The organism is Streptomyces sp. P13-3-3 (genome assembly GCF_050571355.1).
GTDB classification, from domain to species: Bacteria; Actinomycetota; Actinomycetes; order Streptomycetales; family Streptomycetaceae; genus Streptomyces; species Streptomyces althioticus.
The window spans coordinates 3,540,683-3,562,180 of record NZ_CP192228.1 but is presented as its reverse complement, the minus strand read 5'-3'; the positions used below and the strand labels follow the sequence as shown (position 1 = coordinate 3,562,180).

The window sequence follows — 21,498 nt, the reverse complement described above, 5'->3', positions numbered from 1 at the left end:
TGCGACCGGAGGAGTGCAGTGGCAGCCAACGACCGGGCAGCAGCTCCCGGAAAGTCCGGTGGGAGTGCCGGTTCCGATGGCCTGATGCGCGCCTCGCTGAGCGCCGTGGCGCCCGGTACCGCCCTGCGTGACGGCCTGGAGCGCGTGCTCCGCGGCAACACGGGCGGGCTCATCGTGCTCGGCTCGGACAAGACCGTCGAGACGCTGTGCAGCGGCGGCTTCGTGCTGGACGTGGAGTTCACCGCGACCCGGCTGCGGGAGCTGTGCAAGCTGGACGGCGGCATCGTGCTGTCCTCGGACCTGTCGAAGATCCTGCGGGCCGGCGTGCAGCTGGTCCCGGACCCGACGATCCCCACGGAGGAGACCGGCACCCGGCACCGCACCGCCGACCGCGTCTCCAAGCAGGTCGGTTTCCCCGTGGTCTCCGTCTCCCAGTCGATGCGGCTGATCGCCCTGTACGTCGACGGGCAGCGCCGCGTCCTTGAGGACTCGGCGGCGATCCTGTCCCGCGCCAACCAGGCGCTGGCCACCCTGGAGCGGTACAAGCTCCGCCTCGACGAGGTCGCGGGCACGCTGTCCGCGCTGGAGATCGAGGACCTGGTGACGGTCCGGGACGTCTCCGCGGTCGCGCAGCGGCTGGAAATGGTGCGCCGCATCGCCACCGAAATCGCCGAATACGTGGTCGAACTGGGCACCGACGGCCGCCTTCTCGCCCTCCAGCTCGACGAGTTGATCGCGGGCGTGGAGCCCGAGCGCGAACTGGTCGTACGGGACTACGTCCCCGAGCCGACCGCGAAGCGCTCCCGCACGGTCGACGAGGCGCTGCACGAGCTGGACGCGCTGACGCACGCGGAACTGCTGGAGCTGCCGACGGTGGCGCGGGCGCTGGGGTACACCGGTTCCCCGGAAACCCTCGACTCGGCGGTGTCGCCGCGCGGCTTCCGCCTGCTGGCGAAGGTCCCGCGCCTGCCCGGCGCGATCATCGACCGTCTGGTGGAGCACTTCGGCGGCCTGCAGAAGCTGCTCGCCGCGAGCGTGGACGACCTCCAGACGGTGGACGGCGTCGGCGAGGCCCGCGCCCGCAGCGTCCGCGAGGGCCTCTCCCGCCTGGCGGAAAGCAGCATCCTCGAACGCTACGTGTAAAACACCGGCGAAGAAGCGCCCCCGAAGGGGCGCGGGGAACTGCGCGCCAAGCCCCCACCGGCCCGCAGCCGAAGGCGACTCAGGAAAACGACGTCAGTCGGCCTTCAGCACGAAGGACGTCCGCACCTTCTCGAACCCGGGTGCCTTCGCCTCGACCAGATACGTCCCCGGCTTCGCCGCCCCAGCCTTCGGCGTCGCACACGACGCCGCACTCGGCTTACGGTCCCACTTCACGGTGTACGTGATGCTGTCTCCCGCCGGCACCCGGAAGGCCAGACTCCGCGCTTCCCCGGGGCAGTCGTCCGACGCCCAGAACGTGTCGTCGTCCGTCGCCTGCGACACCGTCAGAACGGTCCGCTCAGGACCGAGATCGATCTTGCAGTCCGCCCCCGAGGTGTTCCGCGCCGTCAGCAGGAACGTCGGAGTCTCCCCCGGCCCGTACGTGTTGCGCTCACTCCGCAGACTGAAACGGACCGCGTTCGCCGAGCAGTTGGGCAGTCCGGACCCGGTTCCGGCCGGCAGCGCGTCCCCCGCGCCGACCCCGGCCGACGTACCGCCTTCGGACCCGCCGCCGGCGCTGCCGCCGCCGCCCGGTCCGTCCGCGCCCCCGGCACCCGCGGAATCCGCGGGGTCGGAGTCACCGCCCTCGCCGTCGGAGCCGGACGAACCCCCGGAGTCACCGGAACCGTCCCCGGCCCCCTCCGACCCGCCGTCCCCGGCCTCGTCCCGCCCACCCGGTGCCTGACTGATCGCGGGACCCGAACCGGACGGCCCCGGCGTGATGGTGGAGGGCGCGGGATTCTTGCCGTTGGCCCCGTTGTCCGAGCCCTTGCCGTTGCCTCCGGCGGAGACCACGACCCAGGTGATCAACAACGCCAACAGGGCGAGCATGGACAGCAGTACGGCCCTCCGACGCCAGTAGATGGAGGAGGGAAGCGGCCCGACCGGATTGCGCAGAGATCCCACGGCGCAAACTGTACGAGAGATCCGGGCGTTCGCTTGTCCCACCCGCCGCTCAGCGCGCAACTTTTCCGGATCATCATCCCGGTTACCGGCCGCCCACCCTTGTCTTCCGTCAGGTACGACACCTGACGATCGCTCGATGTGACCGTTCCGGCCGTTCCCTTACGGTCGGTGACCATGGACTTCGTGGACAGCGGGCTCTACCGCGACATCACCGACCACGCGCACGACGCCCCGGCGTGGCTGCGGCACACGGCCGAGATCGGGACGGAGGCCGGACTCCTCGTGTTCGTCGCGCTGTTCGCCCTCGGCTGGTGGCGCGCACGGCGCTCCGACACCCGAGCGTTCGCGATCGCGGCCCTTGCACCCCTGGCCACGGCTGTGGCGTACGTCTGCAGCGAAATCCTCAAGTCCGTGGTGGCGGAGGAACGTCCGTGCCGTGCGGTGGCCGGCGCCGCCCCCTCGCTGGCGGAGTGCCCGCCGTACGGCGACTGGTCCTTCCCGAGCAACCACGCCACCATCGCGGGCGCCTCCGCCGCGACGCTCGTCCTGGTGCGTCGCACCCTTGTCCGGCTGACCGTCCCGCTGGCTCTACTCGCGGCGTTCTCACGGGTGTTCGTGGGCGTGCACTATCCGCACGACGTGGCCGCGGGCCTGCTGCTCGGCGCCGCCGTCGCGCTGACCGTCGTGGCCCTGGCCACAGGGCCCGCCACACGGCTCGCAACCACGGTGCGCGGCTCAACGGCACCTGTGGCACGGTGGATCACCGGCCCCGGCCCACAGGCCACCGCTATCCCCCACACCTCCCACCGCCGCCCCTGACCGCCCGTCACCTGCCCACGACACCCGCCTCGTACGCGACGATCGCCGCCTGTACACGATTGCGCACACCGAGCCCGTCCAGGACCGCGCTCACGTACGTGTACGGCGCGGCCTGGGCAACAGGGCAGCGCACCGACCGTCAACGCCCGTGTGATGTAGGCGTGTTCGGAGCACGAGCCGGGATGGTGCGGACGGCCTCACAGGCCGGGCGAGCCCCGTCCAGACGGGCATGCGGACGTCGAGCAGGGCCACGTCGGAACAGTGCGCGCTTGCCAGTTTCGACGGTCTCGCCCCCGTCGGTGACGGCCTCCGCCAGGAATTCAGGCGATGATCCGGGCCCTGCTGTCCGACGGCGAACCAGGCCGCCATGGTCGTCGAAGCAGAACCGGTGGTGGTTCGCGTGCGGCTCGGTGTACGCGGACCAGCCGGCCGCCGCCGCGACCACGGCGCGGGTGAAGGGCGCGGAGGGCGCACGGGACGGCGCCGACAGCCCGCCCGCCCGCTCGGGGACGTGCGCTCGCACCCGGTACCCGCCCCCGTGCGGGCACGCCCCGATGGTTCGGCGGGCGCGCCGGCCAGGCACACCGCGGCCGTCAGGGACACGCGGCGAGGGCGCGGCGGCGAGCACCCCCGCCCCGGCCGTCTGCTGCCGCAGGAGGCGCGGCTCGTGCAGCCCGGGCCAGGCAGCGCACACACCCGGGAGGACAAGCCCCGCCCAGAACAGGCGGCGCGCGGCGGCCGCCGGGTGCCCGCCCCCGCCGATCATCAGGGCCGGTGTCACCCTCCGGGAGGGCCCGGCATGCGGAGCCGCCCCCTCCTCCCCCGTGCGGACGCACGCACCCGCCCCGCTCGGGGAACGAACGCCCCTTCCCCGTGGCGCTCGGCCGTCCGCGCGGCCCGGCGTGGCAGGATCGACGGGTCATGACTGCTCCCACGAAGCCCCCGTACGGCACCGCCGCCGATTCCGTGTCCGAGCGCGCTCCCGGTGAGCCGCTGCACTCCCCCGTCATCGACTGGTTCGACGAGCACGCCCGGGACCTTCCGTGGCGGCGCCCTGAGGCCGGCGCGTGGGGGGTGATGGTCAGTGAGTTCATGCTGCAGCAGACCCCGGTCAACCGGGTGCTGCCCGTCTACGAGCAGTGGATGGCCCGATGGCCGCGCCCCGCCGACCTCGCCGCCGAGGCGCCCGGCGAGGCCGTCCGCGCCTGGGGCCGGCTCGGCTACCCGCGCCGCGCCCTGCGGCTGCACGGAGCCGCCGTGGCCATAACGGAACGACACGGCGGCGACGTACCGTCCGACCACGCCCAGCTGCTGGCGCTGCCCGGCATCGGCGAGTACACCGCCGCGGCCGTGGCGTCGTTCGCCTACGGGCAGCGGCACGCGGTGCTGGACACCAACGTCCGCCGGGTGTTCGCCCGCGCGGTCAGCGGCACGCAGTACCCGCCGAACGCCACCACCGCCGCCGAGCGCCGGCTCGCCCGCGCGCTGCTGCCGGAGGACGCGGCCACGGCCGCCCGGTGGGCCGCCGCCTCCATGGAACTGGGCGCGCTGGTGTGCACGGCGAAGAACGAGGCGTGCCACCGCTGCCCGATCGCCGCGCAGTGCGCCTGGCGGCTGGCGGGCAAGCCCGCGCACGACGGGCCGCCGCGCCGCGGACAGACGTACGCGGGCACCGACCGCCAGGTGCGCGGCCGGCTCCTCGCGGTGCTGCGGGAGGCCCACGGGCCGGTGCCGCAGGCGGCGCTGGACCGGGTGTGGCACGAGCCGGTGCAGCGGGCCCGCGCGCTGGACGGGCTGGTGTCGGACGGCCTGGTGGAGCCGATGCCGGGCGGCCTGTACCGGCTGCCGCTGAGCTGAGTCCGGGTCCTCACCCGGGCCCTCGCCCGTCACACGGTTCACGCCCGTCGCATCACGCACGACGGGCGTACCGCCGCATATCCGTACCGAACGCCTCGCCGCTTCGTCCCGTTCGTCCCTCCGTTACACAACCGACGGACACCCGAGGGCTGCTCGCAGGGTGCTCCGCACAGTGCCGTGACAACGCCTCCGTAGTTTCGATCGCGTGCTCGACCGGAGCACACGAGACGGAACACGAGCGGTACGGCCGGCCCGCGGGGGCGGGCCGGAACGGGGACCGGAAGGCGGTACACCATGGCGCAGGGAGAGGTGCTCGAGTTCGAGGAGTACGTCCGCACCCGGCAGGACGCGCTGCTGCGCAGCGCCCGGCGTCTGGTCCCGGATCCCGTCGAGGCGCAGGACCTGCTGCAGACCGCGCTGGTGCGCACGTACGGCCGCTGGGAGACCATCGAGGACAAGCGGCTGGCCGACGCCTACCTGCGCCGCGTCATGATCAACACGCGGACGGAGTGGTGGCGGGCGCGCAAGCTGGAGGAGGTGCCCACCGAGCAGCTCCCCGAGTCGCGCGTGGAGGACGCCACCGAGCAGTACGCGGACCGCGCCCTGCTGATGGACGTGCTGAAGGTCCTCGCCCCGAAGCAGCGCAGCGTCGTGGTGCTGCGACACTGGGAGCAGATGTCCACGGACGAGACGGCCGCCGCACTCGGCATGTCGGCCGGAACGGTCAAGAGCACGCTGCACCGGGCGCTGGCCCGGCTCCGCGAGGAGCTGGAGTCCCGCGAGTCGGACGCACGCGCGCTGGAGCGTGAGGAGCGGGAGCGTTGCGCGGCCTGACCGGCGCGGGGCCCGAACGGGCCCGGTCCACCGCCCGGACGGCGAGTACGGCGACGGCCGTGCTCGCCGCCGTCGTGCTGTTCGGGACCGGGTGCGGCGCGAGCGGCACCGGCGCCCGGGACGAGGGCCCGGCGCGGGTGGACGCCGGGGCGGGCCCGGCCGCTCCCGCCACCGCGTCGTCGCCGACGCCCGCCCGGGTGGACGCGGTGCGGCTGATCAAGGGGGACCCGGCCGTGTCGGCCGAGGTGAAGCGGGAGCTGAAGCCCTGCGTGGCCGACGAGTACCCGGTGGACGTCAGCTACGGCAACCTCACGGGCGAGGCCCGCGACGACGTCGTCGTCAACGTGCTGACCTGCGGCGACGCGGTCGGTGTCGGCGCGTACGTGTACCGGCACCAGGGCGACGGCTACGTCAACGTGTTCAGCGCGGAGGAGCCGCCGGTCTACGCCGAGATCGACCGGGGGGACCTGGTGGTGACCAAGCAGGTCTACGACCGCGGCGACCCGGTGTCGAGCCCGTCCGGCGAGGTCGTGATCACGTACCGCTGGCTCTCGGGCCGGTTCGACGAGAAGTACCGCACGCACAACGAGTACGGGCCGGTCGCCGGCGCGGCGCCGACACCCGCGCCGGAGGGCTGAGACACGGCTCACAGCGGGAACCGCCGGCGGTCCCTCGCACGATGAACGGGTGAACCCGTCGCGCGGCCGGTGCGTCCCGTGGAGTGGGCCACAGACACGAGGACGGGGCGGGTGCGGGGGCACGCCCGGTCCGGGACCACACGAGAACTGAGAGCAGCGGGATGGCAGACCAGACCCATGTCCTGTTCGTCGAGGACGACGACGTCATCCGAGAGGCCACCCAGCTCACGCTGGAGCGGGACGGCTTCGCGGTCACCGCGATGCCCGACGGGCTGTCGGGTCTGGAGGCGTTCCGGGCCGACCGGCCGGACATCGCGCTCCTCGACGTCATGGTGCCCGGACTGGACGGCGTCAGCCTGTGCCGGCGGATACGGGACGAGTCGACCGTGCCGGTGATCATGCTGTCGGCACGGGCCGACGCCATCGACGTGGTGCTGGGCCTGGAGGCGGGCGCCGACGACTACGTGACCAAGCCGTTCGACGGCGCGGTCCTGGTCGCCCGGATCCGCGCGGTGCTGCGCCGCTTCGAGCGGGCGGGCGGCGCGGGCGGCGGGCAGGACGACGCGGACGGCGGGCCGGTGCTGGCCTTCGGCGAGCTGGAGATCGACACCGAGGGCATGGAGGTGCGCAAGGCCGGCCGGCCGGTCGCGCTCACCCCGACCGAGATGCGGCTGCTGCTGGAGTTCTCCGCGGCGCCGGGCACCGTCCTCAGCCGCGACAAACTGCTGGAGCGGGTGTGGGAGTACGGGTGGGGCGGTGACACCCGGGTGGTCGACGTCCATGTGCAGCGGCTGCGCGCGAAGATCGGCCAGGACCGGATCGAGACGGTCCGCGGCTTCGGCTACAAGCTGAAGGCCTGAGCGGGCGGATGCGGGGACACCTCCGGCGCCTGGTGACGGCGTTCGTACGGCAGGCCAACATCGGCGCGGGCCTGAGATGGAAGCTCAGCGCGGCCATCGCGCTGGTCGGCGCGCTGGTGGCGGTCGCGCTCAGCCTGGTCGTGCACAACGCGGCCCGGGTGTCGATGCTGGACAACGCGCGCGACCTGGCCGACGAGCGCATCATGATCGCCCAGCGGAACTACGAGCTGTCCGGGCGGCTGAACTTCCCCAACACCAAGATCGACGACCCGCAGCTGCCGGCGGAGCTGCGCGCCAAGGTCGAGGAGGGCCGCCGCGCCACGTACGTCGCCGACCGGGGCGGAGCGCCGGACATCTGGGCGGCGGTGCCGCTGAAGAACGGGCACGTGATGTCGCTGCACTCCGGCTTCACCGACCGCAGCTCGGACATCCTCAAGGACCTCGACCAGGCCCTGTGGATCGGCTCCGTCGCGACCGTGATCGGCGGCTGCGCGCTCGGCGTGCTCATCGGCGGGCACCTGTCCCGGCGACTGCGCAAGGCGGCCACGGCGGCCAACCGGGTCGCGGGGGGCGAGACGGGCGTACGGGTACGGGACGCCATCGGCGGGGTGGTGCGGGACGAGACCGACGACCTGGCCAGCGCGGTCGACGCCATGGCGGACGCGCTGCGGCAGCGGCTGGAGGCGGAGCGCCGGGTGACCGCCGACATCGCCCACGAGCTGCGCACCCCGGTGACCGGCCTGCTCACCGCGGCGGAGCTGCTGCCGCCCGGTCGGCCCACGGAGCTGGTGCAGGACCGGGCGCGGGCGATGCGCACCCTCGTCGAGGACGTCCTGGAGGTCGCCCGGCTCGACAGCGCCTCCGAACGGGCCGAGCTGCAGGACATCCTGCTCGGCGAGTTCGTCGCCCGCCGGGTCGCGGCGAAGGACCCGGACGCGGTCGTGCGGGTGGTCCACGAGTCGGAGGTCACCACCGACCCCCGCCGGCTGGAGCGGGTGCTGTTCAACCTGCTCGCCAACGCGGCACGGCACGGGGCTCCGCCCGTCGAGGTCACCGTGGAGGGCCGTGTCGTCCGGGTCCGCGACCACGGGCCAGGCTTCCCGGAGGAGCTGCTCGCCGAGGGGCCGAGCCGCTTCCGCACCGGCAGCGCGGACCGGGCGGGCCGGGGCCACGGCCTGGGCCTGACCATCGCGGCCGGCCAGGCCCGCGTCCTGGGCGCCCGCCTGACCTTCCGCAACGTCCGCCCGCCGGGCGCCCCGCACGACACACCCCCCGAGGGCGCCGCGGCCGTCCTGTGGCTCCCGGAACACGCCCCGACGAACACGGGGAGCTATCCGGTCCTGGGCCAGTGAGAAGGGGCTTCCGGGTCCCCGGAAGCCCCTGCGACAGCGCGCGGGCGCCCCGGGAGCTCCCCGCGTCTCGGACCCTGGCTCGGGTTCCGACTCGGGAGACGTCCCCCGCTGCGGGCCCGCACGCGTGAGTCCCTCGGGAGGCCCCGGTGTCCCAGACCTTCACGCGTCCCGACTGCGGGGCCGGGGCACGGGAGCCTCGGAGGTCTCCGATGCCCACCAGGCCGACGCGGGCACCGCCGCGAAGGCGTTCCCGCCCCCGACTGCGGGGCCGGGGGCGGAACCGCCGTGTCTCAGACCGACGCGGACACCGCGCGAAGGCACTCCCTCCCGGCTGCGGGTTACCGGGGACGAGGCGCCCGGGAACCCAGGTGTCTCAGACCGACGCGGACGCCCTCCCGCTGCGGGGTCCGGGGCGCGCGGGCGCCCCGGGAGCTCCCCGCGTCTCAGACCGTCTCCGGCTCCGCGACGGGAGCGTCCTCCCGTTGCGGCCCCGCGCCCTTCAGTGGGACCTCCCTGACCAAGACCGCAGCCGCCAGCGACAGCACGGCGACGACCGCGCCGAGCAGGAACGCGCCGTGCGTGCCGGAGGAGACCGCGTGCTGGTACGCCTCGCGGGCGGCTTCCGGCAGCTTCGCCAGGCTCGCCGCGTCGAGCTGGGCGGACTGCTCGGTCACCTTGGAGCCCAGCGCGCCCGCGCGTTCCGCCATGACGTCCTGGACGCGGTGGTTGAACAGCGCGCCCATCACCGCGACGCCGAAGGACGAGCCGAGGGTGCGGAACAGGGTGGTCGTGGAGGACGCCACGCCCATGTCCTTCAGCTCCACGCTGTTCTGCGCGACCAGCATGGTGATCTGCATCAGGCAGCCCATGCCGAGGCCGACCACGGCCATGAAGACGCCGGAGGTGAGGCGGGAGGTCCCGGTGTCCATCGTCGACAGCAGGTACAGGCCGACGACCAGCAGCACACTGCCGACCACCGGGAAGATCTTGTAGCGGCCGGTGTTGGTGGTCACCCGGCCGGCGACCATCGAGGTGACCAGCATCGCGCCGAGCATCGGCAGGAGCAGCAGACCGGAGTTGGTCGCCGAGGCGCCCTGCACGGACTGCTGGTACAGCGGCAGGAAGAGCGTCGCGCCGAACATCACGAAGCCCACGATGAAGCCGATGACCGACATCAGCGTGAAGTTGCGGCTGCGGAAGATGTGCAGCGGCACCACCGGCTCGGCGGCCCGGGTCTGCCAGAGGACGAAGCCGACCAGGGACGCGACGCCGAGGGCGGTCAGCTCCATGATCCGCGTGGAAGTCCAGGCGTACTCGGTGCCGCCCCAGGTGGTGACCAGCACGATCGCGGTGATGCCGACGGTCAGCAGTGCCACGCCGAGGTAGTCGATGCCCGCCTGCGACCGCTTCCTCGGCAGGTGCAGCACCACGCCGATCGCGGCGAGGGCGATCACGCCGAGCGGCAGGTTGATGTAGAAGGCCCAGCGCCAGCCCCAGTTGTCGGTGATGGTGCCGCCGACGAGCGGCCCGCCGATCATCGCGAGGGCCATCACGGCGGCCATCATGCCCTGGTACTTGCCGCGCTCCCGGGGCGGGATCAGGTCGCCGATGATCGCCATGACGCCGACCATCAGACCGCCCGCGCCGAGACCCTGCACCGCGCGGAAGGCGATGAGCTGCCCCATGTCCTGCGCCATGCCGCTGAGCGCGGAGCCGATCAGGAAGATCACGATGGAGGTGATGAACGAGCCCTTGCGCCCGTACATGTCGCCGACCTTGCCCCACACGGGGGTGGAGGCCGCGGTGGCCAGCGTGTACGCCGTGACCACCCAGGAGAGGTGCTCCAGGCCTCCCAGTTCACCCACGATCGTCGGCATCGCCGTACCGATGATCATGTTGTCGAGCATCGCGAGCATCATCGCGATCATGAGGGCGAGCAACACGACCCGCACGCTCCGCGGCTGTTTCACGCCGTCCGACGGTGCGGCCCCCGCCGCCACTGTGTCCGTCATGGATCCCACTCCCCCGGCCACCCTCGGTGGCCCGTCTTTACTTACTTGCCGCCCGGCTAGTTGACTTCGACGCGAAGCTACTCGCGCAACTAGCCGGTCGTCAAGTAAGTTTTCGTCAAGAGGGTTCGAGGGGAAAGATGGGCGGCACCATGGACGGCACCAAGCAGCGGCGCCGCGGGGACACCCGCCAGCGCATCCAGGACGTCGCACTCGACCTCTTCGCCGAGCAGGGCTACGAGAAGACCTCGCTGCGCGAGATCGCCGAGCGGCTGGACGTCACCAAGGCGGCGCTCTACTACCACTTCAAGACCAAGGAAGAGATCCTCGTCTCCATCTTCGAGGACCTCTCCCGGCCGATCGAGGACCTGATCGAGTGGGGGCGCCGGCAGCCGCACTCGCTGGAGACCAAACAGGAGATCATCCGCCGCTACAGCGCGGCGCTGATGGAGGCCGCCCCGCTCTTCCGCTTCATGCAGGAGAACCAGGCGACGATCCGCGAGCTGAGCATCGGCGACATGTTCAAGACGAAGATGCTCGGACTGCGGGACATCCTCATCGACCCCGACGCCGACCTGGTCGACCAGGTGCGCTGCATCAGCGCCCTGTTCACCCTGCACGCCGGGATGCACGTCCTCCAGGAAGTCGAAAGCGACCCCGGGAAGCGGCGGGAAGCCGTCCTCGAGGTCGCCGTCGATCTGATCACCCAGGCCCACCGGCACACGGCCGGCGACTAGGCGGTCGCTCCTGCCCGCTCCTCGCGGGTCAGACCGTCACGCCGTGGTTGCGCAGGAACTTCGCCGGGTCCACGGCGGAGCCGTAGTTCGGGGTGGTGCGGATCTCGAAGTGCAGGTGGGGACCGCTGGAGTTGCCGGTGCTGCCGGACGAGGCGATCTTCTGGCCGGTCTTCACGACCTGGCCGACCTTCACGTTCACGGACGACAGGTGGGCGTACTGGGAGTACGTCTTGTTGCCGTGCTTGATCACGATGGCGTTGCCGTACGCGGGGCCGTCACCGGCGCCGTTGCCGCCGGCCTTCACGACCGTGCCGCCGTGCGCGGCGACGACCGGGGTACCGGTCGGGACCGCGTAGTCCTGGCCGGAGTGCTTGTGCGCCCACATGCCGCCGTTCTGCGCGAAGCTCGCCGACAGCTTGTAGGACTTCACCGGGTCGATCCAGGAGGCGGCCTTCTTCTTGGCCGCGGCCTTCGCCGCCTTCTTGGCCTGCGCGGCCTTGGCGGCGGCGGCCTTCTTCGCCTCGGCGGCCTTCTGGGCCTTCTCGGCCTGCGCCTGGACGGCCTTCGCCTGCGTCTCGGCGGCCTTGGACTGGGCGGCCGCCTGCGCCTGCACGGCGCCGGCCGTGGTGGACGCGGCCGTGTTGTCGACGGCGGCCGCGACCCCGACTCCCAGGACGACCGAGGTGCCCAGGCCGGCGGCCAGGACGGCCGCACGGGTACGGGTGGCGGACGTACGGGGGAAACGGGACGTGACGCGCTCGAACATCGAAACCTCATGGGGGAGGGGGCAGAGGGAAACCACCGGCTCACGGGACCCGTGGCGTGGTGGCCATTCAGTGGTAACCCTTTCGCCCGAAATGGCGCAAAGGTGTGACCTACGACGGAAATTCGTAGACACCAACCGATATGCACGGCCTCTGAGACGCGGCTCACAGGGACTGAAAGCCCCATTTCAAGCCGGTCGAGCGCCCTATCGCACGAAATGCCCGATGTAGTTTCGATGCCCCACTACTATTCCGGGCCGTACGTGACGTGGCTCCTGTGCGGCACGTCACCGGCGGAGTGAAAAAGCGGGTGCAGAAATGTGGCGCAGGCCTCTGGTCGCCTACCGCCCGGTAACCCTACGGTTCACCTCGCGTCACCCTCGCCCACGAACATGCACACGACATGTTGGCAGCGTCACGGACGTGAGAGGACCCCCACGACATGAGAAGCCGACGCCCCTGGTTGCGCCGCGTATCGGTGACCGCCGTCTCCGCGACCGCCCTGGTGGCCCTCGCCGCACCCGCCGAGGCCACACCCACCGCGGCGGCCCCCACGGCGGCCACCGCCGCCCTCCCGGCCACCGCCCCCGCCCTCGCGGCGGACGTCGACTACGACACCTGGCAGCGCGACTGCCGGGCCGTCATGGAGCAGGCCCTGCCCTATGTGAAGCAGCGCATCGCCGACGCCCGGCCGGGCGAGAAGCAGGCGATCGTCCTCGACATCGACAACACCGCCCTGGAGACCGACTTCGGCTTCAGCTTCCCGCAGCCCGCCAACGAGCCGGTCCTGGAGGTCGCCCGGTACGCCGAGGAACGCGGGGTCGACCTGTTCTTCGTCACCGCCCGGCCCGGCATCATCTACCTGCCGACCGAGTGGAACCTCGACCACGCCGGCTACGAGTCCTCCGGCCTGTACGTCCGGAATCTCGTCGACCTCTTCCGGAACGTCGCCGAGTACAAGACCGCGCAGCGCGTCGACATCGAGCGCAAGGGCTACACGATCATCGCCAACATCGGCAACAGCGCCACCGACCTCTCCGGCGGCCACGCCGAGCGCACCTTCAAGCTCCCCGACTACGACGGCCGGCTCTCCTGACGGTCCCCGGGCACACGAAAAGGGGCCGGCACCCTCGCGGGTGCCGGCCCCTTTCACAGGCCGTGAGGCAGGGCGCTTACGCGTCCTTGCTCAGGTTCGGGCCGGCGCCGCCGGCCGCCTGCTCGATCGGCGGGACGTCGGGCAGGGCCGACTTCTCCTCGCCGCGGAAGGTGAAGGTCTGCTCCTCGCCCTCGCCCTCGGTGTCCACGACCACGATGTGACCGGGGCGCAGCTCGCCGAAGAGGATCTTCTCCGACAGCGAGTCCTCGATCTCCCGCTGGATGGTCCGGCGCAGCGGCCGGGCGCCCAGCACGGGGTCGTAGCCCTTCTTGGACAGCAGCTCCTTGGCGGACTGGGAGAGCTCGATGCCCATGTCCCGGTCCTTCAGACGCTCGTCCACCTTGTCGATCATCAGGTCGACGATCCGCAGGATGTCGTTCTGCGTGAGCTGCGGGAAGACCACCACGTCGTCGACGCGGTTGAGGAACTCGGGCCGGAAGTGCTGCTTGAGCTCGTCCGAGACCTTGTTCTTCATGCGCTCGTAGTTGGTCTTCGTGTCGCCCGCGGCGGCGAAGCCGAGGTTGAAGCCCTTGGAGATGTCCCGGGTGCCGAGGTTGGTCGTCATGATGATGACCGTGTTCTTGAAGTCCACGACCCGGCCCTGGGAGTCGGTCAGACGACCGTCCTCCAGGATCTGCAGCAGCGAGTTGAAGATGTCCGGGTGGGCCTTCTCGACCTCGTCGAAGAGGACGACCGAGAACGGCTTGCGGCGCACCTTCTCCGTCAGCTGGCCGCCCTCCTCGTAGCCCACGTAGCCGGGGGGCGAACCGAAGAGACGCGACACCGTGTGCTTCTCGCTGAACTCCGACATGTCGAGGGAGATCAGCGCGTCCTCGTCGCCGAAGAGGAACTCGGCGAGAGCCTTGGACAGCTCCGTCTTACCGACACCGGACGGACCGGCGAAGATGAACGAGCCACCCGGACGCTTCGGGTCCTTCAGACCGGCGCGCGTACGGCGGATCGCCTTGGACAGCGCCTTGACGGCGTCGTCCTGGCCGATGACCCGCTTGTGCAGCTCCTCCTCCATGCGGAGCAGGCGGCTGGACTCCTCCTCGGTCAGCTTGAAGACCGGGATGCCGGTGGCGGTCGCGAGGACCTCGGCGATCAGCTCGCCGTCGACCTCGGCGACGACGTCCATGTCGCCGGCCTTCCACTCCTTCTCCCGCTTCGCCTTGGCGGCCAGGAGCTGCTTCTCCTTGTCGCGCAGCGAGGCGGCCTTCTCGAAGTCCTGCGAGTCGATCGCGGACTCCTTGTCGCGGCGGACGCCGGCGATCTTCTCGTCGAACTCGCGCAGGTCCGGCGGCGCGGTCATCCGGCGGATGCGCATCCGGGAACCGGCCTCGTCGATCAGGTCGATCGCCTTGTCCGGCAGGAAGCGGTCCGAGATGTAGCGGTCGGCCAGGGTGGCGGCCTGGACCAGCGCCTCGTCCGTGATGGAGACGCGGTGGTGCGCCTCGTAGCGGTCGCGCAGGCCCTTGAGGATCTCGATCGTGTGCGGCAGGGACGGCTCGGCGACCTGGATCGGCTGGAAGCGGCGCTCGAGGGCCGCGTCCTTCTCCAGGTGCTTGCGGTACTCGTCCAGCGTGGTCGCACCGATGGTCTGGAGCTCGCCGCGGGCCAGCATCGGCTTGAGGATGCTCGCCGCGTCGATCGCGCCCTCGGCGGCGCCCGCACCGACCAGCGTGTGCAGCTCGTCGATGAACAGGATGATGTCGCCGCGGGTGCGGATCTCCTTGAGCACCTTCTTCAGGCGCTCCTCGAAGTCACCGCGGTAGCGGGAGCCGGCCACCAGGGCGCCGAGGTCCAGGGTGTAGAGGTGCTTGTCCTTGAGGGTCTCGGGCACCTCGCCCTTGACGATGGCCTGGGCGAGGCCCTCGACGACGGCGGTCTTGCCGACGCCGGGCTCACCGATCAGCACCGGGTTGTTCTTGGTACGGCGGGACAGCACCTGCATGACCCGCTCGATCTCCTTCTCGCGCCCGATGACCGGGTCGAGCTTGGACTCACGAGCGGCCTGGGTGAGGTTCCGGCCGAACTGGTCGAGGACCAGGGACGTGGAAGGCGTGCCCTCCGCAGGACCGCCGGCGGTGGCGGTCTCCTTGCCCTGGTAACCGGAGAGCAGCTGGATCACCTGCTGCCGCACGCGGTTCAGATCAGCGCCCAGCTTGACCAGGACCTGGGCGGCGACGCCCTCGCCCTCACGGATCAGGCCGAGCAGGATGTGCTCCGTGCCGATGTAGTTGTGGCCCAGCTGAAGGGCCTCGCGGAGCGACAGCTCCAGGACCTTCTTGGCACGGGGGGTGAAGGGGATGTGACCCGACGGGGCCTGCTGGCCCTGCCCGATGATCTCCTCCACCTGCTGGCGGACCGCCTCGAGCGAAATCCCGAGGCTCTCAAGGGCCTTGGCGGCGACACCCTCACCCTCGTGGATCAGGCCCAGGAGGATGTGCTCGGTGCCGATGTAGTTGTGGTTGAGCATCCGGGCTTCTTCCTGAGCCAGGACGACAACCCGCCGCGCGCGGTCGGTGAACCTCTCGAACATCGTTAATCGCTCCTCAGAGCGGTCAGGCAGTGGGGGGAACTTCCCCTCCCTGTCCTTCCGCAGCTTAGTCCCGCAAGCGGGGACCGCTCATTCCAACTGCCGACACCGTCGATGGCCTCCTGACCCCGCTCACGCCGACATCTGCTCCAACCCGATGGTGCGAGACGATGTTCCCGCAGGCCAGGCAGTTACCCCCTTCGCCAGTACGCCCGTGGCGAACGGGAGCCGTCCCGCCCTGCGTGTCGCCCCCTCCCACTAGGGATGTCTTACCCGCTGCGACTGACTGTCCATGCCGAGTGCACGGGTTCCCTCCGCTACGGGCGAACAACCTTGCGCCCCGCTTCACCCCCGAGCGCCCCCTTGTTCGACACCGTGCGCACACGTTCAGGCACCCAGCGTAACCCGCGGGTCCGTCGGGCGTTGCCCCGGGCATGGCCGGTATCCGCTCCGTCGCCCTCCCGTCGCCCCGCCGGCCGGACCCGCCCGCCCGCGAGGCGAGCGAGGGGCGTCACGGCGGCCGGACCCGCCTCTGGTACGAGAACGTCCTGGGCTGGCCCACGGTGCCCGGTGTTCCGCCGCGGCTGGTGGTGGGCGTGCGCTTCGACGTCCTGGACGTGCCCGTGGAGGCGGGCCGTGCGGCTCTGGAGCGGCTGGGCACGGCCGCGGAGGGCTTCCCGGTCGCCGTTCAGGGCGACCGGATGGGGCTGCTGATCGCCCCGGGGGGCGCCGACGAGGTGCCGGGCCTGCTGGAGTGGCTGGAGTGGGGCGGGCTGGGTCTCGACCTGCGGGCGCTCGGCGAGGGCGGCCTCATGGACGCCCCCGCCCCGTGGACCGCGGGGACCGGGCCGGACGCATCGCATGGACACACGGCCGCGGGGCGTCCCGGTGACGGACGCCCGGACAGTCCGCAGGGGGCCGCCGTATGGCTGCGGCCCCCCGAGCCGGGTCGCGAGACGGAGGCCTCGCTGCCGACGCTGTCGGCGATGGGAACGAGGAGCCCGCGAGGGGTCGGTGACGGCCCCCCGGACCTCGTGCGTCTGGTCGGCACCGTGGCGACGCAGATCCACCGCGTACGCCTGCGGCGCTCCGGTGCGGGCGCCGCCGTGCGGGGCGTGGGTCAGCCGTTGGCCTTCTCGTAGGCCTCGCGGATGGACGCGGGGACGCGGCCGCGGTCGTTCACCTCGTAGCCGTTCTCCTTGGCCCAGGCGCGGATGGCCGCGGTGTCCTGGCTGCCGCCCGAGGAGGAACGCGCCTTTCCGCGCCCGCCGGAAGCGCGGCCCCCGGTGCGACGACCGCCCTTCACGTAAGGGTCGAGAAGGCCGCGGAGCTTCTCCGCGTTGGCGGTGGTGAGATCGATCTCGTAGGTCTTGCCGTCCAACGCGAACGTCACGGTCTCGTCCGCCTCGCCGCCGTCGAGGTCGTCGACAAGAAGGACCTGAACCTTCTGTGCCACCGGATTTCCTTTCATCGATAACTTGAGGGCCGGGGTGAGCCGGCGTCCGCCGTATCGCCGCCCCTTGTTATATGCAGTACTGCAGTACCTCGGAAAGCAAACCGCTTTTGCCGTAAAAACACAAACCCCCGGCAGAGGACAGGCGGCCGCACACACCCCGGAAACATGCGCGTTTCGGACATAGGGCACCCGCATAGGGGCCCTGACACAGATCACAGATGCAGAAGCATCCGGCTGTTGCCCAAGGTGTTCGGTTTCACGCGTTCGAGACCCAGGAACTCCGCGACGCCCTCGTCATAGGAGCGCAGCAACTCCGCGTACACATCGCGGTCGACGGGCGTCTCACCGATCTCCACGAAGCCGTGCTTGCCGAAGAAGTCCACTTCGAAGGTCAGACAGAAAACGCGTCGAACACCGAGCCAGCGGGCCGTCTCCAGCAACTTCTCCAGCAGGCGGTGGCCCACACCCGCGCCCTTCAGGCCCGCCTTCACGGCGAGAGTGCGCACTTCCGCGAGGTCTTCCCACATCACGTGCAGGGCGCCGCAGCCGACGACCTCCGCGTTGTCGTCCCGTTCCGCGACCCAGAACTCCTGGATGTCCTCGTAAAGCGTCACCGTGGCTTTGTCGAGCAGGATGCCCTGACGGACGTAGTCGTCCAGGAGGCGGCGTACGGCCTGCACATCGCTGGTGCGCGCCCGTCGCACGGTGAGGGCATTTGCGGTGACTTCGGGGCTGTCTGCTGACATGGACGGACGCTATCGCCCGCCGGGCTCGTCACGAGAGGCGGGGTTCTCGTCGGCGGGAGTAGCGGCGTTGTCGTCGTCGGCTTCGGGCGTTTGCGGGAGCTGGACGATCCTCATGGCGTCCTGGAGAGCCTGCCGCTGTTCCTCGCTCATCATGCCGAAGAACGCGACGAGAGCCGCGGCGGCGTTGTCGCTGCGCGACCACGCCTCGTTCATGAGGGCGGCGGCGTAGGCGGCGCGAGTGGAGACGGCCTCATATCGATAGGCGCGCCCTTCGGACTCGCGGCGCACCCAGCCCTTCTGATGGAGATTGTCCATAACGGTCATCACCGTGGTGTACGCGATGGACCGTTCCTTCTGAAGATCTTCCAGGACTTCCCGAACGGTCACCGGGCGGTTCCACTTCCAGACCCGCGTCATGACCGCGTCTTCGAGTTCTCCCAATGGGCGAGGCACAACTCAGAACAATAGTGGGAGATCCCGTCAATGGCGTGCCGGACGCCCGCGATGCCTGGCGAACCATGACAAAAGGGGCGTACGACGGCGAGTCGTACGCCCCTGAGGAGCCGGGGTGGTCCCGGTCAGGCGTCGGTCTTGCCCGCGGGCGAGCCTTCCGTCCGGGCGAGGGCCGCGTCGACGGCGGCGTCCTCCTTGGTCTTGTTGGCGCCGCCCTGCGTCTTCACGATGACGCGGATCACGCCGATGAAGAAGACGGCCATGACGACCGGGGGCAGGAGCGCGGAGACGTAGTCCATGCGTCCAGAGTAGCCAGGCGGGCGGGTCAGCCGGCGGCCAGGTGCTGACCCGGCGGCGTGGCGGGTTTGCGCCGGGGGAAGACCTCGCCGGGCGTGGGCACGGGCCGCCGGGTCGGGCGGGGGGTGCCGGGGGCGGGGGCGGGCTCGGGGCTCGGGTTCGGCGCGGGGTGCGGAGCCGAGGGCCGCTCCTCGGGCTTCTTCTGCGGCTGCTCGCGCTCCTGCTGCTGGCCCGCGGAGGCCAGGCCGCCGGGCAGGGCGGTCAGCCGGACGCGCTCGCAGTGCCGCAGCAGGGCGGCCGCGGTGGGGTTGCCGCGCAGGGCGCGCAGGGCGGCCAGATCGTCCGGCTGGGGCCGGTATCCGGCGCCCAGCGCCTCCTCCAGCAGCGCGAGGTAGCCGGCGGCGGTGCCTGGAAGGGCGGCGCGGTAGCGGCCGAGGTCTGCCACCAGGAAGGCGCGCAGCCGGGCACTCTCGCGCGTCGCCTCGTCGAGGGACGCGGCGAGGCGCAGGCAGTCCTGGACGTCGTCGGCCGTGGCCGGGCTGGGGTGCAGGGCGAGGGCGAGGGCGCGGCGGAGCACACGCAGCTCCTCCGCACCGAACGCCAGGCCGCCGCGGGATCCGTAGGGCGTGGGCATGCTGCGACGATACGCGCTAATCAGACAAATCCACCCAAAGATCGCCAGTGTGGCGCGCCCACCACCCGGGTGGGCGGGGGTGCCGTGCCGACGGCCTCAGCTGCGGCACCCTCAAGGGGCGCGAGGAACTGCGCGCCCAGCCACGGACGACTTGCACACGGCGTCGCAAGGGTGCCGCTGCGCCCACCCGTGCCGCCCCAAGCGGCACGACTGCCCGCAGCTAGGGCGAAACGCCCTCAAGGGGCGCGGGGAACTGCGCGACCAGCCACCGACCACCCGCACACGGCGTCGCAAGGGTGCCGCTGCGCCCACCCGTGCCGCCCCAAGCGGCACGACTGCCCGCAGCGGCGGCGTCCCTCAGGGGCGCGGGGAACTGCGCGCCCAGCCACGTACAACCCGCACACGGCGTTGCAAGGCGGCACGACTGCCCGCAGCAGGGGCGGTGGCCGGCGCTACATGCGGGACACGTTGCGTTCGTAGACCAGGCGGAGGCCGATCAACGTCAGCCAGGGCTCGTGCTCGTCGATGACCGTCGCCTCGCCCAGCATCATCGGCGCCAGCCCCCCCGTGGCGATGACCGTGACGTCGTCCGGGTCGTCGGCCAGTTCCCGCGCCATGCGGTCGACCACGCCGTCGACCTGGCCGGCGAAGCCGTAGACGATGCCGGACTGCATCGCCGCGACCGTGTTCTTGCCGATCACCGTGCGCGGCCGGGCCACCTCGATCTTGCGGAGCTGGGCGGCCTTGACGCCGAGCGCCTCGACCGAGATCTCGATGCCGGGCGCGATGACCCCGCCGACGTACTCCCCGCGCGCGGAGACCGCGTCGAACGTCGTCGCCGTGCCGAAGTCGACGACGATCGCCGGGCCGCCGTACAGCTCGTTGGCGGCGACCGCGTTGATGATGCGGTCGGCGCCGACCTCCTTGGGGTTGTCGAACTGGATCGGCACGCCCGTCTTCACGCCCGGCTCCACGAGGACCGCGGGCACGTCGCCGTAGTAGCGGCGGGTGACCTCGCGCAGTTCGTGCAGCACGGACGGGACGGTCGCGCAGATCGCGATGCCGTCGATGCCGTCGCCCAGCTCCTCACCCAGCAGCGGGTGCATGCCCATCAGGCCCTGGAGGAGCACGGCCAGCTCGTCCGCCGTGCGCCGCGCGTCCGTGGAGATGCGCCAGTGCTCGACGATCTCGTCGCCGTCGAACAGACCGAGAACGGTGTGCGTGTTGCCCACGTCGATGGTCAGCAGCATGGCCGGTCCTACTCCGCGGCGCGCAGGTCGAGGCCGATGTCGAGGATCGGCGAGGAGTGGGTGAGGGCGCCCACGGCGAGGTAGTCGACGCCCGTGTCGGCGTACGCCTTCGCGTTCGCGAGGGTGAGGCGTCCGGACGCCTCCAGTGCCGCGCGGCCGTCGACGAGGGACACCGCCTCCTCGCACTCCCCGGGCGTGAAGTTGTCCAGCAGGATCAGGTCGGCGCCCGCGTCCAGCACCTCCCGGAGCTGGTGCAGGGTGTCGACCTCGACCTCGATCGGGACGTCGGGGAAGCGCTCGCGTACGGCCTTGAAGGCCTGCGCGACGCCGCCCGCGGCCACCACGTGGTTGTCCTTGACCAGCGCCGCGTCCGACAGGGACATGCGGTGGTTGACGCCGCCGCCGCAGCGCACCGCGAACTTCTCGAGGCTGCGCAGCCCCGGCGTGGTCTTGCGGGTGTCGCGCACCTTCGCCCTGGTGCCCTCCAGCGCGTCCGCCCACGCGCGCGTGGCCGTCGCGATGCCGGAGAGCCGGCACAGGAGGTTCAGCGCGCTGCGCTCGGCGGTGAGGATGTCGCGGGTGCGGGTGGTGACGGACAGCAGCACCTGGCCGGCCTCGACGCGGTCGCCGTCCTCCACGTGCCGCTCGACCTCGAACTCCTCGGTGCAGACGATCGACATGACCGCCTCGGCGACCCGGAGACCGGCCACCGTGCCGGCCTCGCGGGCGGTGAAGTCGGCGGTGGCGACGGCCTCCTCGGGGATGGTCGCGACGGTGGTCACGTCGACGCCGTGTGCCAGGTCCTCCTGGAGGGCCACGTTGGCGATGTCCTCGACCTCGACGGGGTCGAGCCCCGCGTCGGCGAGGAGCTGGGCGAGCGCGGGGTCGAGCCCGCACTCCAGGTACGTGTCCTCCTCGCCGGCGCCGCAGGCGCAGCCGTCGCCACAGCCGCCGGAGGAGACGAGGGGAAGGTCGGGGGTGGTCACTG

Annotated in this window: 21 protein-coding genes and 1 pseudogene; 10 read left to right on the top strand and 12 right to left on the bottom strand. The window is 71.4% G+C overall.

What is annotated here, in order from left to right; translation table 11 throughout:
* Positions 1 to 18: 18 nt before the first annotated feature.
* A complete protein-coding gene (disA, locus tag ACQZOG_RS16310) occupies positions 19 to 1,143 on the top strand; it encodes a DNA integrity scanning diadenylate cyclase DisA (protein ID WP_037640905.1) in 1,125 nt (374 codons plus the stop codon).
* Positions 1,144 to 1,236: 93 nt separating this feature from the next.
* Here disA and ACQZOG_RS16305 read toward each other — a convergent pair whose 3' ends face one another.
* Positions 1,237 to 2,109, bottom strand: a complete 873-nt coding sequence (locus ACQZOG_RS16305) for a hypothetical protein (RefSeq protein ID WP_193454501.1) — start codon at positions 2,107 to 2,109, stop codon at positions 1,237 to 1,239.
* A gap of 174 nt (positions 2,110 to 2,283) precedes the next feature.
* On the opposite strand from ACQZOG_RS16305, the gene ACQZOG_RS16300 reads away from it, so the two are divergent.
* Positions 2,284 to 2,928 carry a phosphatase PAP2 family protein gene (locus ACQZOG_RS16300; protein ID WP_430741582.1) on the top strand — a complete coding sequence of 215 codons (645 nt, stop codon included), beginning with the start codon at positions 2,284 to 2,286 and terminating at the stop codon, positions 2,926 to 2,928.
* A gap of 7 nt (positions 2,929 to 2,935) precedes the next feature.
* Here ACQZOG_RS16300 and ACQZOG_RS16295 read toward each other — a convergent pair.
* Positions 2,936 to 3,028: pseudogene (locus ACQZOG_RS16295) on the bottom strand (DNA-binding response regulator); the annotation flags it as partial.
* 821 nt (positions 3,029 to 3,849) lie between these two features.
* Between ACQZOG_RS16295 and ACQZOG_RS16290 the strand changes: the two are divergent.
* From ACQZOG_RS16290 to cseC, 5 genes are all read left to right on the top strand, one after another.
* Positions 3,850 to 4,785 (top strand): A/G-specific adenine glycosylase, encoded by a 936-nt coding sequence (locus ACQZOG_RS16290; protein ID WP_037640901.1) that lies wholly within the window; start codon positions 3,850 to 3,852, stop codon positions 4,783 to 4,785.
* Between the two features lie 294 nt (positions 4,786 to 5,079).
* Positions 5,080 to 5,619 carry a SigE family RNA polymerase sigma factor gene (locus tag ACQZOG_RS16285; protein WP_006129593.1) on the top strand — a complete coding sequence of 180 codons (540 nt, stop codon included), beginning with the start codon at positions 5,080 to 5,082 and terminating at the stop codon, positions 5,617 to 5,619.
* Positions 5,607 to 6,257: a hypothetical protein gene (locus ACQZOG_RS16280; protein ID WP_033278013.1), complete on the top strand. Its 651-nt coding sequence runs from the start codon at positions 5,607 to 5,609 to the stop codon at positions 6,255 to 6,257. Before ACQZOG_RS16285 ends, ACQZOG_RS16280 begins: the two co-directional genes overlap by 13 nt.
* A gap of 161 nt (positions 6,258 to 6,418) precedes the next feature.
* The gene (gene cseB / locus ACQZOG_RS16275) at positions 6,419 to 7,117 is read left to right on the top strand and encodes a two-component system response regulator CseB (protein ID WP_033278014.1); all 699 of its coding nucleotides are present in this window, start codon (positions 6,419 to 6,421) and stop codon (positions 7,115 to 7,117) included.
* Positions 7,118 to 7,125: 8 nt separating this feature from the next.
* Positions 7,126 to 8,469 carry a two-component system sensor histidine kinase CseC gene (gene cseC, locus ACQZOG_RS16270; RefSeq protein ID WP_033278015.1) on the top strand — a complete coding sequence of 448 codons (1,344 nt, stop codon included), beginning with the start codon at positions 7,126 to 7,128 and terminating at the stop codon, positions 8,467 to 8,469.
* Positions 8,470 to 8,912: 443 nt separating this feature from the next.
* Here cseC and ACQZOG_RS16265 read toward each other — a convergent pair whose 3' ends face one another.
* Positions 8,913 to 10,481 (bottom strand): MDR family MFS transporter, encoded by a 1,569-nt coding sequence (locus ACQZOG_RS16265; protein WP_203550372.1) that lies wholly within the window; start codon positions 10,479 to 10,481, stop codon positions 8,913 to 8,915.
* A 149-nt stretch (positions 10,482 to 10,630) separates the two neighbouring features.
* On the opposite strand from ACQZOG_RS16265, the gene ACQZOG_RS16260 reads away from it, so the two are divergent.
* Positions 10,631 to 11,215, top strand: a complete 585-nt coding sequence (locus ACQZOG_RS16260; protein ID WP_033278019.1) for a TetR/AcrR family transcriptional regulator — start codon at positions 10,631 to 10,633, stop codon at positions 11,213 to 11,215.
* A 28-nt stretch (positions 11,216 to 11,243) separates the two neighbouring features.
* On the opposite strand, the gene ACQZOG_RS16255 is transcribed toward ACQZOG_RS16260, so the two are convergent.
* Positions 11,244 to 11,981 carry a M23 family metallopeptidase gene (locus tag ACQZOG_RS16255; RefSeq protein WP_354793561.1) on the bottom strand — a complete coding sequence of 246 codons (738 nt, stop codon included), beginning with the start codon at positions 11,979 to 11,981 and terminating at the stop codon, positions 11,244 to 11,246.
* A 440-nt stretch (positions 11,982 to 12,421) separates the two neighbouring features.
* Between ACQZOG_RS16255 and ACQZOG_RS16250 the strand changes: the two genes are divergently transcribed.
* Positions 12,422 to 13,075 (top strand): HAD family acid phosphatase, encoded by a 654-nt coding sequence (locus ACQZOG_RS16250; protein WP_261675398.1) that lies wholly within the window; start codon positions 12,422 to 12,424, stop codon positions 13,073 to 13,075.
* 76 nt (positions 13,076 to 13,151) lie between these two features.
* Here ACQZOG_RS16250 and ACQZOG_RS16245 read toward each other — a convergent pair whose 3' ends face one another.
* Positions 13,152 to 15,677: an ATP-dependent Clp protease ATP-binding subunit gene (locus tag ACQZOG_RS16245; RefSeq protein ID WP_033274948.1), complete on the bottom strand. Its 2,526-nt coding sequence runs from the start codon at positions 15,675 to 15,677 to the stop codon at positions 13,152 to 13,154.
* A 431-nt stretch (positions 15,678 to 16,108) separates the two neighbouring features.
* Between ACQZOG_RS16245 and ACQZOG_RS16240 the strand changes: the two genes are divergently transcribed.
* Positions 16,109 to 16,816, top strand: coding sequence for an SCO3374 family protein (locus ACQZOG_RS16240; protein ID WP_430741581.1), 708 nt, complete (start codon positions 16,109 to 16,111; stop codon positions 16,814 to 16,816).
* On the opposite strand, the gene ACQZOG_RS16235 is transcribed toward ACQZOG_RS16240, so the two are convergent.
* The 7 genes from ACQZOG_RS16235 to nadC all read right to left on the bottom strand — a co-directional run bounded on the left by ACQZOG_RS16235 (position 16,795) and on the right by nadC (position 21,496).
* Positions 16,795 to 17,130 carry a histone-like nucleoid-structuring protein Lsr2 gene (locus tag ACQZOG_RS16235; RefSeq protein ID WP_033274946.1) on the bottom strand — a complete coding sequence of 112 codons (336 nt, stop codon included), beginning with the start codon at positions 17,128 to 17,130 and terminating at the stop codon, positions 16,795 to 16,797. The two genes, ACQZOG_RS16240 and ACQZOG_RS16235, sit on opposite strands and share 22 nt — an antisense overlap.
* Before the next feature lie 212 nt (positions 17,131 to 17,342).
* Positions 17,343 to 17,876: an amino-acid N-acetyltransferase gene (locus ACQZOG_RS16230; RefSeq protein WP_033274945.1), complete on the bottom strand. Its 534-nt coding sequence runs from the start codon at positions 17,874 to 17,876 to the stop codon at positions 17,343 to 17,345.
* A 9-nt stretch (positions 17,877 to 17,885) separates the two neighbouring features.
* Positions 17,886 to 18,329 (bottom strand): BlaI/MecI/CopY family transcriptional regulator, encoded by a 444-nt coding sequence (locus tag ACQZOG_RS16225; RefSeq protein WP_078492967.1) that lies wholly within the window; start codon positions 18,327 to 18,329, stop codon positions 17,886 to 17,888.
* A gap of 125 nt (positions 18,330 to 18,454) precedes the next feature.
* Positions 18,455 to 18,628 (bottom strand): hypothetical protein, encoded by a 174-nt coding sequence (locus ACQZOG_RS16220; protein WP_033274943.1) that lies wholly within the window; start codon positions 18,626 to 18,628, stop codon positions 18,455 to 18,457.
* Positions 18,629 to 18,654: 26 nt separating this feature from the next.
* Positions 18,655 to 19,260 carry a hypothetical protein gene (locus ACQZOG_RS16215; RefSeq protein ID WP_033274942.1) on the bottom strand — a complete coding sequence of 202 codons (606 nt, stop codon included), beginning with the start codon at positions 19,258 to 19,260 and terminating at the stop codon, positions 18,655 to 18,657.
* Positions 19,261 to 19,712: 452 nt separating this feature from the next.
* A complete protein-coding gene (locus ACQZOG_RS16210; protein ID WP_430741580.1) occupies positions 19,713 to 20,510 on the bottom strand; it encodes a type III pantothenate kinase in 798 nt (265 codons plus the stop codon).
* Between the two features lie 8 nt (positions 20,511 to 20,518).
* Entirely contained in the window at positions 20,519 to 21,496 is a 978-nt protein-coding gene (nadC, locus tag ACQZOG_RS16205; protein WP_037640889.1) for a carboxylating nicotinate-nucleotide diphosphorylase, read from the bottom strand.
* Positions 21,497 to 21,498 lie beyond the last annotated feature (2 nt).